The sequence below is a fragment of the Mucilaginibacter sp. P5_A4 genome, from assembly GCF_056400605.1.
The window spans coordinates 43911-60230 of the sequence record NZ_JBFUKX010000018.1 but is presented as its reverse complement, the minus strand read 5'-3'; the positions used below and the strand labels follow the sequence as shown (position 1 = coordinate 60230).

The following is a 16320-nucleotide window of genomic DNA, read 5'->3' as shown; positions in this document are numbered from 1 at the left end:
ATACACCTATATCAAATGAAACAACAAATATTGGACAAGGGGTTTTAAAAAATATTTTGAAACAAGTATGTTTCCCTCCCGGCACACTTCTTGTGTCAATTCGCTATTGTTTACTTAAATTATCAGATCATGAAAAATCAACAGGATTTAAATCGCAGTGGAAATATGCAGGGTAATTCAACATCCGACAGGGCTTTTACAGATCAAAAAGCGGCAAAAAAACAAACTGGTATCACTAATGGCGGTGGCCAGCGCAGCGACCAAACCTCTAATCGGGATAATGATCGTAAAATAGCTAATAAAAAATAACGATCTTACTTTGCCCTCTTCTCGGGAGAGGGCTTTAACGCTGATGTAAACTTCGGGATTTAATTACGCCCAAACTTTCTCTCGCCGTATGATGTTATCCTAAAAAACATCTTTTACCATGAGCCTGGAAAAATATGCCGAAAAGCGGGATTTTACCAAAACCGCCGAGCCCAAAGCCGGAAAAAGCCGGGATAAGGATAGCCTGACCTTTGTTATTCAAAAACACGATGCTTCGCGCCTGCACTATGATTTCAGGCTGGAGATGGATGGTGTGCTCAAAAGCTGGGCTGTACCCAAAGGTCCATCCACCGACCCTAAAACCAAGCGGCTGGCTATGATGGTGGAGGATCATCCCTATGATTACCGAAATTTTGAGGGCATCATTCCGCAGGGCGAATATGGCGGCGGTACAGTGATTGTATGGGACGAGGGGACCTACGAGCCCATTGAAGATATAAAAGATAAAAAGCAACAGGAAAAGGCACTGCTTAAACAACTAAAATCCGGTTCGCTCAAAATAAAGCTGCACGGCAAAAAACTGGAAGGCGAATTTGCCCTGGTTAAAACCCATGGCATGGGCGATAATGCCTGGCTGCTGATTAAACACGATGATGATTTTGCCTCAAACAAGGATATTACTAAAGAAGATAAATCGGTGCTCTCTGGTAAAACCATTGCGGCCATGGAGAAAACCGGCGACAAGGTTTGGCAGCATGGTCATGCAGAGGATATAGAAAAGCCAAAGAAGCCGGCATCAGTAAAAAAATTGATTGAAGCAACCGAGCCTAAAGAAAGTGTGGCCGGGCCGGAGCATATTGATACCACTGCTATATTAAAAAAAGCGCCCAAAGCCAAAACCCCAACGGGAATAAAACCCATGCTGGCAACTTTGGTTGATGAGCCTTTTGATGATCCTGATTGGGTTTACGAGGTAAAATGGGACGGCTACCGCGCCCTTGCTTTTATCAATAAAGGCGAGGTGGAATTGCTATCGCGTAATAACAAAACCTTTAACGAAAAATTTTACCCCATCCGTAAACTGTTGCAGGGCTGGGAGATTAATGTGGTGCTTGATGGAGAAATATTGGTTTTGAATGATAAGGGAATCTCCAATTTCGGCAACCTGCAAAACTGGCGCAGCGAGGCCGATGGCGAATTGGTTTACTACGTGTTCGATATTCTTTGGTACGATGGTAAAAACCTTATGGACCTACCCCTTACCCGGCGCCAGGCAATATTAATGGCCGTTTTACCTGCCGATGATGACCGCATCCGCGTAAGCAAAGTATTTAATGCCAGTGGTACCGACTTTTTTAAAGCAGCCGAAAGGATGGGCCTGGAGGGGATTATCGCCAAAAAAGCAAGCAGTACCTACTCGGCAGATCTACGGTCGAAAGAATGGCTTAAGATCAAGGTTAGCAAACGGCAGGAAGTGGTAATTGCCGGCTTTACCAAAAACGAGGATACCTCAAAACATTTCAGCTCTTTGCTGTTGGGGGTTTATGAGGGTGAAAGTCTGCAGTATGTGGGTAAAGTGGGTACCGGCTTTTCGGATAAGGTACAAAAGGAAATGATGGCGCAGTTTAAGCCGCTCATCACCGATAAAAGTCCGTTTAATACTATACCGGATGTAAACAAACCATCACGTTTCAGGCCAAACCCACCTAAAGCAAAGGCAACATGGTTGAAGCCGGATCTGGTTTGCGAGGTAGCTTTTAGCGAAGTGACCAGCGACGGTGTTTTTCGCCACCCATCATTCCAGGGTATGCGTGAGGATAAAAAAGCAAAAGATGTAGTACGCGAAATAGCCGAACATACGGAAACTGCAGTTGAGGCAGCAGAAGAAAAGCAGGAAGATACGCATGCGTCGGCCATAAAACCTCCAAAAGTGAAAGAAAGAAAAACTTTGCTAAACCCTACCGACGAAACGCAGGTACGCAAGATCTGTGGTCACGATTTGAAGTTTACCAACCTGAGTAAAATTTACTGGCCCGAGGATAAGGTAACCAAGCGCGATATGTTTAATTATTATTACCAGGTTGCTGAATATATTTTGCCTTATTTGAAAGACAGGCCGATGTCGCTCAACCGTTTTCCCGGGGGCATTCATGGACCCAGTTTTTATCAAAAAGATGTAAAAGATAAAGCCCCCGATTGGGCCAAAACTTTCCCTTACACCAACGGGGAGGGCGAGCATAAGGAATATTTGGTTGGTACAGATGAAGCCAGTTTGCTATGGATGGCCTCCCTTGGTTGTATTGAAATGAACCCCTGGTTCAGTCGTATACAATCGCCGGATAACCCGGATTACTGCGTGATAGACCTTGATCCCGATAAAAACACTTTCGACCAGGTGATAGAAGCTGCCCTTGAGGTTAAAAAGGTGCTGGATGCCATTGATGTGCCCTCATACTGCAAAACATCCGGCTCTACCGGCATGCATATTTATATCCCGATGGATGCCCGGTATAGTTATGACCAAACACAGCTGTTTGCCCGCATTATTGTAAATATTGTTCACAAACAAATACCCGGTTATACCAGCCTGGAACGTATGGTAGCCAACCGTAAGGGAAAAATGTATTTGGATTTTTTACAAAACCGTCCCGGCGCAACCATCGCCGGTCCGTATTCGCTCAGACCAAAGGTTGGCGCAACGGTATCTATGCCCCTGCATTGGGACGAAGTAAAACCCGGCCTTACAATGAAGCACTTTACAATATTTAATTCTATCGACAGGCTAAAAACCGAAGGCGATCTTTTCAAAGGCGTTTTGGGCAAAGCTATCGACCTGGAAAAAGCGATTAAGAAAGCGCAAAGTATTTTTAGTTAGGGGGGGTAGCGGGCGGTTTGCGACAATTAATTATCCCTTATGTCACTGCGAGCGCAGCGCGGCATTCATGACAAGTTAGTTGCAGACCTCCAGACTTTCAGTATTTGAAAAAAAACTTTTGTCATCCTGAACGTAGTGAAGGATCTGATATTCGCCATGCTTCTTCGCCCTGCACAGTCTACGAATAGATCCTTCACTACGTTCAGGATGACAAATTTTTCAAAACGTCACTTCCCTCTGCCTGTTCCCGAATTTTACAAATCGTATGAAAAAAGATGCAGCCAATGACTAATGACAGCGTAGCTAAATGACCGATGACCATCTACCCAACAGGCAGCTTCACTATAAAAATAGAACCTTTACCTTCATAGCTTTCAACATTTACGGTGCCATTGTGGCTTTCAACTATTTGCCGAACGATGCTGAGGCCCAGGCCGGTTGATTTTTCCCCCCTGATACCGGGGCGCCCTGCTTTAGTGAAACGAGTAAATATTTCGGGCAACATTTCTGTGGATATGCCCATACCGTAATCTTGTACCTCAATCACAATTTCGTTGTCAGCTTCGCTCAGTCTGATGTCAATGCGGTCGTCATCCTTTGAAAATTTAACAGCATTGCTTACCAGGTTATCAATAATCCGGTAAAATTTTTCCTTGTTAATTGATACAAAAACAGGGTTTATACTGCTGGTGAATAATATATCGGCTTTTAGGTGGTTTTTCCAGCTTTGTACAGCTGTTTTAAGTAGTTTGTTCAACTCCGTCCTTTCGGTAACAATAACATTGTCGTTGTCATTACGTGCAGCCTCCAGCAAATCGTCAATTATCGACCTTGCTTTTGCGCACGATGTTTTTACCATTGCCAGATTATCGCGTGTATCCTCGGTTATCTCATCCATTTCCATCATCATTGCAATGGATTCAACCGCTGCTATGGGGTTGCGCAGATCATGGGCCACCATCCCCAATACCTGGTTTTTAAATCCGTTTGCTTTTTCAATCTGCTCGTTTTTTTCCTTTATCTGGATAACCTGCTGATAACTATTGGCTTTAGAAGTAAAAAAATACCTGGATGTAAGGTAAAAGGCCGATAATAATATTACGGATACTAACTGGTTATAAAGCATTTGGGTAGGCGATGCCTGACTGTATAATAACAAGGCCGTAAAAAACAACTCAATCGCGATGATCAGTATAATGGTTTCATAATATTCCATTACACACATGGCACTTATAAGGCACAAAGCAACCAGGTAAAGGGTAAGTGAGTTGCCAGGGTCTGATGTGGCAATAAAACTGGAATACATGCCACAGGTAATGATATATAACGAAAACAAAAACACAACAAATGCCATTAGCTGAGTGCCTTTTTTATGCCTTTTGTAATCAATTATAAGCAAGTTGCTAATTATCAGAAAAACCGGCGTAATGACGAGGAATACCCAGTTACTTGTGTTAAATTCGGGAAAGTTTTGAGCCTTTGTAAGGCTTGCCGGAAAAACCAGGTACAGTATTCTTATTGTTATGTTTAATAATAAAAATATGATGCCGGCCGCCCTTATGGCAATTAAATTTTGATACGTATAAAAGTTCCGGTATAACGACTGGTATTTTGCCGGCAGACTATTAAAAAAGAAACGCGTTTTTGACATCAAAATTTATTGGGCTCTTCAAAAATATCAAAAAATAACAATTGTTTACCAGGTAACGTCAAAATGGCGCTTCAAATTATTTTTGTATGACTTTTTATCAGGCTTTAAAAACTGGCAAGCGATTTGACTAACACCAACTACTATGAATTTTAACAACTTTACAATAAAAGCCCAGGAAGCCGTTCAAAAGGCTTCAGAAATTGCCACCGGCAACCAGCAGCAGGCAATTGAACCAGCGCATCTGTTAAAGGGATTGTTGCTGGTTGATGAAAATGTTATTTCGTATTTATTAAAAAAACTAAACGTTAACCTTAACCGCCTGAATGATACACTGGATACGCAGATAGCGTCGTTCCCCAAGGTAAGCGGCAGTAACGTTTATTTATCTTCCGACAGTAATTCGGCCCTGCAGAAAGCGCAGGGATATTTAAAGGAATTTAAAGATGAATTTGTATCTGTTGAGCATATATTATTGGGCCTGCTGGCAGCAGGGGGCAAGGTAAGCACCGCGCTTAAAGATTTTGGGGTAAACGAAAAAGATCTGAAAAAAGCTATTATCGGCTTACGCGGAGACAGCAAAGTAACCGACCAGAATGCCGAGGCTACTTACAACGCGCTTAACAAATATGCTCGTAACCTTAATGAGTATGCCGAATCGGGCAAGCTTGACCCGGTTATCGGCAGGGACGAGGAGATTCGCAGGGTGATCCAGATCCTATCCCGCCGTACAAAAAATAACCCTATACTGGTTGGCGAGCCTGGTGTTGGTAAAACTGCAATAGCCGAAGGTATTGCTTTCAGGATCATCAAAGGGGATGTGCCTGAGAGCCTGAAAACCAAGGTGGTTTATTCGTTGGATATGGGTGCGCTTATAGCAGGCGCCAAATACAAAGGTGAGTTTGAAGAACGCCTTAAAGCCGTTATTAAAGAAGTTACGCAAAGTGATGGCGAGATTATCCTGTTTATTGATGAGATCCACACCCTTGTAGGTGCTGGCGGCGGCGAAGGTGCCATGGATGCGGCCAATATATTAAAACCGGCTTTGGCCCGTGGCGAACTGAGATCAATAGGCGCAACCACACTTAATGAATACCAGAAATATTTAGAAAAAGATAAAGCTCTTGAACGCCGCTTTCAAAAAGTGATGGTTGAAGAGCCGGATACTGCTGATGCTATATCTATTTTACGCGGCTTAAAAGAACGGTACGAAACCCACCATAAAGTGCGGATAAAAGACGAGGCCATTATAGCCGCGGTAGAAATGTCGCAGCGTTATATCTCCGACAGGTTTTTACCGGATAAGGCTATTGACCTGATGGACGAAGCTGCTTCAAAACTGCGCCTGGAAATGGATTCGGTACCGGAAGTGGTTGATGAGCTGGAGCGCCGCATTATGCAACTGGAGATTGAGCGCGAAGCCATAAAGCGTGAAAAGGATGATTACAAGGTTACCGAGTTAAGCAAGGAGATTGCCAATCTATCTGCACAGCGCGATTCATTGCGGGCCAAATGGAAGGCCGAAAAAGACCTTGTTGATGGCATTAATACAAAAGTTGAGCTGATAGAACACTATAAGCAGGAAGCTGAGCAGGCCGAACGTGCGGGCGACTATGGCAAAGTAGCCGAATTGCGCTACGGAACCATTGTACAGGCACAGGCCGAAGTTGAAAAACTAAAGGCTGCCCTGCTGGAAAACCAGAGCGACAGCCGCATGCTTAAGGAAGAAGTAACTGCCGACGATATTGCGGGAGTAGTAAGCCGCTGGACAGGTATCCCGGTTAGCAAAATGATCCAGAGCGAGCGCGAAAAACTACTGAGCCTGGAAGATGAGTTACACAAACGCGTAGCAGGCCAGCAGGAAGCCATTGAAGCTATCAGCGATGCTATACGCCGCAGCCGTGCCGGTTTGCAGGATAAACGCAGGCCAATTGGATCGTTTATATTTTTAGGTACAACCGGGGTGGGTAAAACCGAGCTTGCAAAGGCATTGGCCGAATACCTGTTTAACGACGAAGGTGCACTGGTGAGGATAGATATGAGTGAATACCAGGAGCGCCATGCTGTTTCAAGGCTGATAGGAGCGCCCCCGGGCTATGTAGGTTATGATGAAGGCGGGCAGTTAACAGAGGCTGTGCGCCGTAAACCATACAGCGTGGTACTGCTCGACGAAATTGAAAAAGCGCACCCGGATGTGTTTAATATCCTGCTGCAGGTGTTGGATGATGGCCGCTTAACCGATAATAAAGGCCGCGTGGTAAACTTCAAAAACACCATCATCATCATGACCTCAAACATAGGATCAAACATTATCCAGGAAAACTTCCAGGCTTTGGAAGATGAAAACCGTGATGAACTGATAGCCAAAACAAAGAACGAACTGTTTACCCTGTTAAGGGCAACTATCCGTCCGGAGTTTTTGAACCGTATCGATGAGATCATTATGTTTACTCCGCTTAGCCGCGATGAGATCCATGACATTGTGAAACTGCAGTTTAACCATGTGAAAGAAACCCTGGCCGAAATGGGCGTCACCATGGAGGCCTCGGAGGAGGCTCTTGATTGGCTGGGCCAGTTAGGCTACGATCCCCAGTTTGGCGCCCGTCCCCTAAAACGCGTCATCCAGAAAAAGATCCTGAACGAGCTATCGAAGCAAATCCTGGCCGGTAAGGTAGATAAGGACAGCACCATCAAGGTTGACATGTTTGATAACAACTTTGTGTTTTTGAACACGCCTAAGGCGGCTCCGGAACCGGTGAAATAATAAATAGAAATAAATAATCGTCCATAAATAATAATCGTCATTGCGAGTATCCATCAGGGTAATCCTGGAAAAAATGGGGATGACGTGATTTTTTGAACCGTCATTGCGAGGAACGAAGCAATCCCCAGTAAGCAGGTGCGCTTGCAAATTCGCCCTGTATAGTTCGGGATTGCTTCGTCGTTCCTCCTCGCAATGACGATTTTTTATATTGATGGTCAGTAACTTATAAACACGTCATTATAAGGTACGAAGCAATCCCCAACTTACAGAGCCGATCTGCACAGTTCGCGATTGCCGCGCTGCGCTCAATGACATGGTTATTATTGGGGCATAAACCCAGCGCACCATTTCCTGATTTAGCGTCTCCGGATTTTATCGCCCAGCGATTTAATAAGGCGGTTTTTAAACCATTACCATTTCTCCTCTTCCTCATCTTCCTTCTTCTCATCAACCATTTCTATCAACGTTTCATTGTTATTAAAACGTTCTTCGTTTTTAGCAAGGATAGGAGCGGCCCCGGCTATGGAAATTCCGGTTACAGCCAGTATTAAAAACAGGGCAAGGCAAATAAGCCTTAACAGCTTTTTAAGCTTTTTCATGCAGATAGCAGTATGCGTTTAACAGGCCTTAAGGCACAGTTAAACCGTTAAATAAATTTTACTTAATTCAATAAATTGGTTAGCAGTGGTGGAATTAACCGATACGTGGGAGGTCCTGATCGGCAGCGTAGATGGGGGTAATCAACAAATAATCAGCATCGCTTTTATACGCCAGGAAAAGCTGCTTTAAATGCTCAAACTTATTTATGATAACTTTATTATGAAGCAATATGTGCTGCTCAAAATTCTCCCTGGGTACGAAGTAAATAATAGCGTTTTTACAGGAAGCTAAGGAAGCCCTTTTGTAACCGATGCAGTTTTTTAATACAGATTGCTTTTTGGCCGGCACCTCGGTATCTGTGCTGCTATTATTTACCTGGCTGCTATTTGCATGACCCTGGAAAGCGAAAAAACCAAGCAATAAAATAAACGCCAGCAAGCACTTGCTGATATTGCCTTTTAAATTGATAACTATTTCGCTATTAATCACGTGTAAATATACGTGATTGCGCATGGTTTATTAAGTTGTAATTACAGTTAATTTATTCTGCACATCAACACTTGTCTACCCCATGATTTTGTTAACTAAAGCAATTATATTTAACAATAAGTTAATATATTGGCAATGATTAAGTTCTTAATTATCATGAAGTTTGATGCACGGTTAATAAATATAAACTTATACATAAATCACTTTAAAAACACACTATGCTAAAATTTACAAATCCGAGGTTGCTTTTTGCTGCCTTAGCTTTTGCCGGAGCGTTGGCTTCTGGTTGTCAAAAAAATGCAAATCAGCCGGTTCAAAGTGCTGCCGATAGCAGAACAGCATCGGTAACAAAACTTAAAATCCAGGCGGTATCACTTACACAGGGTTTCGAAGTAGGGGCAACCAGCCCAAAAACTGCTTATGATGTTTCGCCTACAGGTTCAAGCAGTGGCGATAATGTAACCCTGTCTGGCAACTCATGGAATCTGTACGATGCTTTAATAGGCAACCTTGCCGGCGATCTGAAAGCTGGTTCATGGGCAGCGCGCATCCGCAATACAGGTAAAATAACCATGTTGTTTGATGTTACTACCGGCATAAGCACAGTTACTATTAAAAGTGGTACTTACGGCTCGGATGCAGCAAGTACATGGGGTTTGTTTTATTCTGTTAATGGCGGTAGCAGCTATACACAGGCAGGTTCAACTATAACTACTACCACAACATTAACCACTTCAACATTTACTATCACCGGCGTAACCGGCACGGCCCGTTTAGAGATCCGCAAACTAAGCGGCGGCACTAATCGTGTAGATATTGATGATATTACTATAAATGATAATGGCGGCACCGGCGGTGGCGGCACTGTACTTACAGGTAAAAAATTCCTGTTTGATGCAAGTCACCTGGAAAATGCAGGCAGCGCCGATTGGCAAATTGATGCCGATGGTACCGAAAGTGTGCCACTTTACACCGGCGGTACAACTGTTGAAACCAAAGCACAGCGCATACCAACGGCATCATATACTGGCATTACTGCCGGCACTGCCGAAACCTATTGGAAAGGCGCTATTTCGTCATGGGCTGTTGAATTGGTAAAACGCGGTGAACTGGTAGAGTCATTGCCAAGTGGAACTACCATTACCTATGGTACTGCAAACGCGCAGGATTTGAGCAATTATGATGTATTTGTGGTTGTTGAGCCTAACCGTTTATTCACTGCTGCGGAGAAAACTGCTTTAATGAATTTTGTTGCCAATGGTGGCGGCTTGTTTATGATAGCCGACCATACCGCAGCTACAACTGCCGGTACCGATGCCAATGGTTACAACCCGTCTGACAGGGATGGCGATGGTTACGATTCGCCCCGCGTATGGAACGATTTGATGACTAACAATGGGATCAATAACAGCAATCCTTTTGGTTTCAATATCAATTATGTTGATATCAGCGAAGGCCCTTCAACCAACGTTTATACAGGTACCAATACCAATGCGCAGATAGTGTTAAACGGCGCAGCTGGTACGGCTTCAAAACTGGCTTTCTATAACGGATCAACCGCTACGTTGTACCCTGCAAATAACGCAAGCGTGCAGGGCTTATTCTGGCGCAACAGTGCCACTAATGGCGGTACGGCCAACGCAATGGCACTTTTAGCAACATATGGCAGTGGCAGGGTTGTATTTATTGGTGATAGCTCACCCGCCGATGACGGCACAGGCGATACCAACGATAACCTGTTTAATGGCTGGTCTGGTGATGCACCTTCAGGTTATACTTCGCACCCGGCCTTGCATTTAAATGCTTCGTTGTGGCTGGCTAAGGCGCAGTAAATAGCCTCACCTAAACCTCTTCAAAAAGGGAGGACCTTAAATAAACAAAAATGTCTCGTTGCTTAAATGCAATGAGACATTTTGTTTAACACAGCTTTACAGGAGGCTTATTATTCATAAAATCAAAACAACATCAATAGTTCATTGGTTACACAAATAAAGGCAGTATCAATTGCTGTTACTTAAACAAAACATCACCACCATGAAAAATTACGAAAGCTTACTTGATGCCACCAATGATCTTTTCAAACGGGGATATACGGCTAATCTTAGCCTGGAAGGCGATACAATAGATGATAAAGCCCAGGCCATTCACATGGGGGCCGACGATTTTATAATTGACGAGTTTTACCGTTTTGAAGGCGCCAGCAATCCCGATGATATGTCGATAGTTTATGCGGTGTCATCTCCAAAATATAGCCTTAAAGGCGTATTGGTAAATGCCTATGGTACTTATGCCGATGATAGTTCATCTGCCATACACGCTAAGCTTCGCCACGGCCAGGTAAGCCATAATTTGCACGGTGAGGATAGGCCGCATGAGTAATTAGATGTGCAGATATGCAGATTTCAAATTACAGATGATTGAGCTGCGAATGTGCAGATGATTATCAAAAGGCTTCATTTGCACATCTGAAATCTGCACATCTGAAATCTGCATATTTATAAATCCTTCAATATTTTCCGCCCGCCTGCCTGTATGGCCGCGCTGCCGTTGCGCATTAAAAACTCCATTTGGGCGGTAAGTTCTTCTTTAACCCAGGGGAATGAATCCTTTAAATTGAATAGGGCATAAGCTGCAAATATTTTTACAGCAACTTTTGCTCTTGGGTTTATCATCCAGTCAAATAGTTGCTCAACCACCGGTTCAAAGTTGATTTCCTGAAGCTTTAATTGTAACGACTTCGGGGCCTTTGCATCAGTAATGTGCATTATTATTTTGGCATAATGGCGCTGACATCCGGGGTGTTTCACTTCGCCAAACCGCGAGATCATATAGTGCAGGTCGTCGAGATAAATTTCCGGATCTGATAAAAAAATATTTTCCAGTATCCACACCGCCCTGAATGCAACAGCTTTATCCTGTTGAAAAGTAATATCGATTAAATCGCGTAAAGCAAAATGCTGTTCCTTTAATATTCTGCTAAGCTCAAGCACCTTGGGTTTGCCAATTATGCTGGTTATTTTTTTAATGAGCTCTGCCTGTGTCATGTTTTTTAGTCCGAAAGTCCGATGATCGGTATCTGGTATCACAAGGTAAGGAAGATTTTAATAAATATTTCATGATAACTTTCCCCTCTTTTTGGACTTTCGGACTTTTTTTGCATCAAACAACTATATCAACAAAATTTTTACATTTGCTTTGTTTTAAATATGACTGTCCATGGTTAAGTTCAACCGGTTTACATTGGATAATGGCCTGCGGGTTATTGTTCACGAAGATAATACTACCCCTATGGCGGTGCTCAACATACTATATGATGTTGGTGCCCGCGATGAAAATCCCGACCAAACCGGCTTTGCCCATTTGTTTGAGCACCTGATGTTTGGTGGATCGGTAAATATTCCCAGCTATGACGAACCCCTGCAAAGGGTAGGCGGGGAAAACAATGCCTTTACCAGCAACGATATCACCAACTATTATATCACCCTGCCATCTGCTAATATCGAAACCGCTTTCTGGCTGGAAAGCGACCGGATGCTTAGCCTTGCTTTCAGCGAAAAAAGCCTTGAGGTGCAGCGCAATGTGGTAATAGAGGAGTTTAAGCAGCGCTACCTTAATCAGCCTTATGGCGATGTTTGGTTAAAGCTTCGTCCGCTGGTTTATAAAGAGCACGCTTACAGGTGGGCTACCATAGGTAAAACCATCAAACATATTGAGGATGCTCGGATTGAGGACGTAAAAGCATTTTTCAAGAAACACTATAATCCACAAAATGCCATTATGGTAGTGGGTGGCAACGTAACAACCGAAGAAGTAAAACAACTATCAGAGAAATGGTTTGGGCCAATACCTGCGGGCGAAAAGTACAACCGTAACCTGCCGCAGGAACCAGATCAGCACGAAGAACGCCGTGAAACGGTAACCGCCAAAGTGCCTTTAAATGATGTTTATATCGCTTTCCAGATGGGCGCCCGTTTAGATGAGGATTATTACGCAGTGGAGCTGTTGAGCGATATACTTTCACGCGGCCACTCATCGCGCCTGTACCGAAGTTTGGTGCAGGATAAGCAGATTTTTAGTGAGGTGCATGCCTACATTACCAGCAGCCTTGATAAAGGCATGTTTGTGCTGGAAGGTAAGCCACTGGAAAACATCAGCATTGAGCAAGCCGAAGCTGCACTGTGGGACGAATTGGAGAAAGTTAAGCATACCGGGGTGCCAGCAGATGAATTAACCAAGGTGCAAAACAAAACAGAATCAACCATGGTGTTCTCTGAAATGTCGTTACTGGATAAAGCCATGAACCTGGCCTCGTTTGAGTTGCTTGGCGATGCCGGCTTGCTTAACCAGGAAACAGGAAAATACCTGGCCGTAACCAGCGAGCAAATTAAAGCGGTAGCCAATAAAATATTCAGGAAAGACAATTCATCAACGCTGGTTTACCTGGCGGAGCAAACTGCGGAGATGCCTGAATCAGAGTTAGTCTGAACCAGAATTTATTGAATTGAAGAATTTTCGAATTTCATTCAATAATTCTGCTAATTCTTTAATTCGAAGAATTCCGTTTCAGAAGAAAACCAATGACTAATGACAATTGACCAATGACCCAAATAGATAGAACATTAGCCCCAGATTTTAAGGCTATCGATAATATAACCCTGATAAGGCCCGGGCATAAAAAGCTTGATAATGGCTGCAATATTTATTGTTTTAATTCGGGCGACCAGGAGCTGGTACGTATAGAGTGGATTTTTGGAAACCTGCGTTTCAACCCGGCAAATCCGCTGTTAAATATGGCGACTAATACGATGCTTACCGAGGGAACAAGCACCTTGAATGCAGCACAAATAGCAGATAAGATAGACTTTTACGGCGCCTTTTTGCAGGTTGATTATGGTTACGAAAATTCGGTGGTTACGCTATATAGCTTAAATAAGCATTTACATAGCACATTGCCGGTTATTATGGATCTGCTTACCGATTCTGTTTTCCCGGTGAAGGAACTGGAAACGTTTAAGCGTAACCAACAGCAAAAGCTACAGGTTAGCCTGCAAAAAAATGATGTTGTAGCCCGGCGGGATTTTAACAAAGCCGTTTATGGCGATACCATTTATGGCTTAGGCGCCAGCTTTGATAATTATAAAACATTGCAGCGCGATGATCTGCTGGTCCATTATAAACAACAATATCAGCCATCAAACTGTACTATAATAATTGCGGGTAAAATTGAGCCGGAAACCTTATCGCTCGTTACCGATACTTTTGATAAAGGATGGACTAATGGTGATGCGCCTGCCGATACTACCCAACCCCCGATTGAAGCATCTAAAGATCTGTTTTATTTTACCGAAAAGCCTGATGCCTTACAATCTGCCATTAGGATAGGTACACCTGTAATTACCCGCAGCCATCCCGATTTTCAGCCTTTACAGGTTTTAAACACGGTTTTGGGCGGCTATTTTGGATCGAGGCTGATGGCCAATATCCGCGAGGATAAGGGATATACTTATGGTATAGGTTCGGGACTGGGGCCGTTTAAACAGGGAGCCTCATTTTTTATAGCTACCGAAGTAGGAGCAGATGTTTGCAAAGCAGCCATCACCGAAATTGAAAAAGAGATCAATATATTAAAAACCGAACTGATACCCGATGAAGAGCTCGACCTGGTGCGTAACTATATGCTGGGTTCACTACTGGGTAGCCTGGAGAATGTTTTCTCACATGCCGATAAGTTTAAAAGTATTTATTTTGCCGATCTTGATTATGATTACTACGACAAATATGCAGCCACAGTAAAAAATGTTACCACCCGGCAACTGCAGGAATTGGCCAATAAATATTTTCATTTTGAGAGTTTCTATAAAGTTATAGTGGGCAAATATTGAAAAAGAATTAAGAGTCAAGAATCAAGAGTTAAGACAGCTTCAACCGGACTGCACAAACTTCGTTTTTCTGCGAAATGTAAAATTCTTGATTCTTGACTCTTAATTCTTGACTCTATTTCACAAAGCATTTCTGATTACCTAAATTTTTATTACCTTTGCCCGGCAAATAATAACTCCAAAATAATTATTTGCTATGCAGTTAGACCCATCCAAATTTGTTGCCGAAGGATTAACCTACGACGACGTTTTACTACTCCCCGCTTATTCTGAAGTACTACCGCGCGATGTTAACACAGGTACTTTTTTAACAAAAAGCATCCGTTTAAACATTCCTATTATTTCGGCCGCTATGGATACCGTTACAGAAGCAGGGCTGGCAATTGCCATTGCCCAGGCTGGTGGTATTGGTATTTTGCATAAAAACATGACCATACAGGCACAGGCTGATGAGGTACGTAAGGTAAAACGGTCTGAAAGCGGAATGATCCAGGACCCCGTTACATTGATGGAGGATGCGCTACTTGCAGATGCGTTCCAGATCATGAGGGAGTTTAGCATAGGTGGCATCCCGGTTATTGATGCAGAGCACAAACTTAAAGGTATCATAACCAACCGCGACCTGCGTTTCCAAAAAGATATGACGCTTCCCGTAAGCGATGTGATGACCAAAACTAACCTGATCATTGCACCTGAAGGAACAACTTTAACTGAGGCTACTGCAATATTACAAGGCAACAAAATAGAAAAACTACCGGTAGTAAATAAAGATGGTAAGTTGGTTGGCTTAATTACTTATAAAGATATCCAGAAGGTTAAAAACTTCCCTCACGCATGTAAAGATTCATTTGGCCGTTTGCGTGTAGGCGCGGCTGTTGGGGTTGCTGCAGATAACATCGACCGTGTTACCGCTTTATATAACGCCGGTGTTGATGTGGTTGTTGTTGATACAGCTCACGGTCACTCAAAAGGAGTTATTGATATGGTGAAAGCCGTTAAAAGCTTACATCCTCAATTACAGGTTATTGCCGGTAATATTGCCACTGCAGATGCTGCAATTGCTTTGGCTGATGCCGGTGCTGATGCGGTTAAGGTAGGTATTGGTCCGGGTTCAATTTGTACCACCCGTATAATTGCGGGTGTAGGTGTACCTCAACTGTATGCCGTTTATGAATGTGCTAAAGCATTAGAAGGTCGCGGTATCCCCGTTATTGCCGATGGAGGTATCAAACAAACCGGAGATATTGTAAAAGCCATAGCTGCTGGTGCAAGCACCATTATGGCAGGCTCGTTATTCGCAGGTGTGGAAGAATCACCGGGCGAAACCATTATATACGAAGGCCGTAAATTTAAATCATATCGTGGTATGGGTTCGGTTGAGGCGATGGCAAAAGGATCAAAAGATCGTTACTTCCAGGATGAAACCGATGTGGTTACCAAGCTGGTACCAGAAGGCATTGTTGGTCGCGTACCCTTTAAAGGCAACATGGCCGAAGTGATATTCCAATACATAGGCGGTTTACGTGCCGGTATGCACTACTGTGGTGCTGCCAATATTGAAGACCTGCAACGCGCCAAATTTGTACGTATCACTGCAGCAGGAATGCGTGAAAGCCATCCGCACGATATTACAATTACTAAGGAAGCGCCTAATTATACCAGGTAATTCCCGGGAAAATACTGAACTGCAATTAAAATAGCAAAGCCTGTAAAGTTTATTTATAACCTTGCAGGCTTTTTGCGTTATTGATAATGACAGTATTAGTTTTTTGCTTTCTGCTTTTAGCTTATACAAATA

Annotated in this window: 12 protein-coding genes; 8 read left to right on the top strand and 4 right to left on the bottom strand. The window is 43.4% G+C overall.

Going from position 1 to position 16320, the window contains the following annotated elements; all coding sequences use genetic code 11:
* The first annotated feature begins 129 nt into the window (after positions 1 to 129).
* Together AC1DQW_RS13080 and ligD are read left to right on the top strand one after the other, a co-directional pair.
* Positions 130 to 309: a hypothetical protein gene (locus AC1DQW_RS13080; protein ID WP_477454488.1), complete on the top strand. Its 180-nt coding sequence runs from the start codon at positions 130 to 132 to the stop codon at positions 307 to 309.
* Between the two features lie 118 nt (positions 310 to 427).
* Positions 428 to 3142 carry a DNA ligase D gene (gene ligD, locus AC1DQW_RS13075; protein WP_477454487.1) on the top strand — a complete coding sequence of 905 codons (2715 nt, stop codon included), beginning with the start codon at positions 428 to 430 and terminating at the stop codon, positions 3140 to 3142.
* A gap of 322 nt (positions 3143 to 3464) precedes the next feature.
* On the opposite strand, the gene AC1DQW_RS13070 is transcribed toward ligD, so the two are convergent.
* Positions 3465 to 4793: a sensor histidine kinase gene (locus AC1DQW_RS13070; RefSeq protein WP_477454486.1), complete on the bottom strand. Its 1329-nt coding sequence runs from the start codon at positions 4791 to 4793 to the stop codon at positions 3465 to 3467.
* A gap of 142 nt (positions 4794 to 4935) precedes the next feature.
* On the opposite strand from AC1DQW_RS13070, the gene clpB reads away from it, so the two are divergent.
* The gene (gene clpB / locus AC1DQW_RS13065) at positions 4936 to 7554 is read left to right on the top strand and encodes an ATP-dependent chaperone ClpB (RefSeq protein WP_477454485.1); all 2619 of its coding nucleotides are present in this window, start codon (positions 4936 to 4938) and stop codon (positions 7552 to 7554) included.
* Positions 7555 to 7964: 410 nt separating this feature from the next.
* On the opposite strand, the gene AC1DQW_RS13060 is transcribed toward clpB, so the two are convergent.
* Together AC1DQW_RS13060 and AC1DQW_RS13055 are read right to left on the bottom strand one after the other, a co-directional pair.
* Positions 7965 to 8153 carry a hypothetical protein gene (locus tag AC1DQW_RS13060; RefSeq protein WP_477454484.1) on the bottom strand — a complete coding sequence of 63 codons (189 nt, stop codon included), beginning with the start codon at positions 8151 to 8153 and terminating at the stop codon, positions 7965 to 7967.
* A gap of 94 nt (positions 8154 to 8247) precedes the next feature.
* Positions 8248 to 8667, bottom strand: coding sequence for a hypothetical protein (locus AC1DQW_RS13055; RefSeq protein ID WP_477454483.1), 420 nt, complete (start codon positions 8665 to 8667; stop codon positions 8248 to 8250).
* Positions 8668 to 8861: 194 nt separating this feature from the next.
* Here AC1DQW_RS13055 and AC1DQW_RS13050 point away from each other — a divergent pair, with 194 nt between their 5' ends.
* A complete protein-coding gene (locus AC1DQW_RS13050; protein WP_477454482.1) occupies positions 8862 to 10475 on the top strand; it encodes a hypothetical protein in 1614 nt (537 codons plus the stop codon).
* A 202-nt stretch (positions 10476 to 10677) separates the two neighbouring features.
* Positions 10678 to 11022, top strand: coding sequence for a phosphoribosylpyrophosphate synthetase (locus AC1DQW_RS13045; protein WP_477454481.1), 345 nt, complete (start codon positions 10678 to 10680; stop codon positions 11020 to 11022).
* A gap of 116 nt (positions 11023 to 11138) precedes the next feature.
* On the opposite strand, the gene AC1DQW_RS13040 is transcribed toward AC1DQW_RS13045, so the two are convergent.
* Positions 11139 to 11687: a hypothetical protein gene (locus AC1DQW_RS13040; protein WP_477454480.1), complete on the bottom strand. Its 549-nt coding sequence runs from the start codon at positions 11685 to 11687 to the stop codon at positions 11139 to 11141.
* 172 nt (positions 11688 to 11859) lie between these two features.
* Between AC1DQW_RS13040 and AC1DQW_RS13035 the strand changes: the two genes are divergently transcribed.
* The 3 genes from AC1DQW_RS13035 to guaB all read left to right on the top strand — a co-directional run bounded on the left by AC1DQW_RS13035 (position 11860) and on the right by guaB (position 16188).
* Positions 11860 to 13128: a M16 family metallopeptidase gene (locus AC1DQW_RS13035; protein WP_477454479.1), complete on the top strand. Its 1269-nt coding sequence runs from the start codon at positions 11860 to 11862 to the stop codon at positions 13126 to 13128.
* 113 nt (positions 13129 to 13241) lie between these two features.
* On the top strand, positions 13242 to 14525 hold the full coding sequence (locus AC1DQW_RS13030) for a M16 family metallopeptidase (RefSeq protein ID WP_477454478.1): 1284 nt from the start codon (positions 13242 to 13244) through the stop codon (positions 14523 to 14525).
* A 193-nt stretch (positions 14526 to 14718) separates the two neighbouring features.
* Positions 14719 to 16188 carry an IMP dehydrogenase gene (gene guaB, locus AC1DQW_RS13025; protein ID WP_477454477.1) on the top strand — a complete coding sequence of 490 codons (1470 nt, stop codon included), beginning with the start codon at positions 14719 to 14721 and terminating at the stop codon, positions 16186 to 16188.
* The last annotated feature ends 132 nt before the right edge of the window (positions 16189 to 16320 follow it).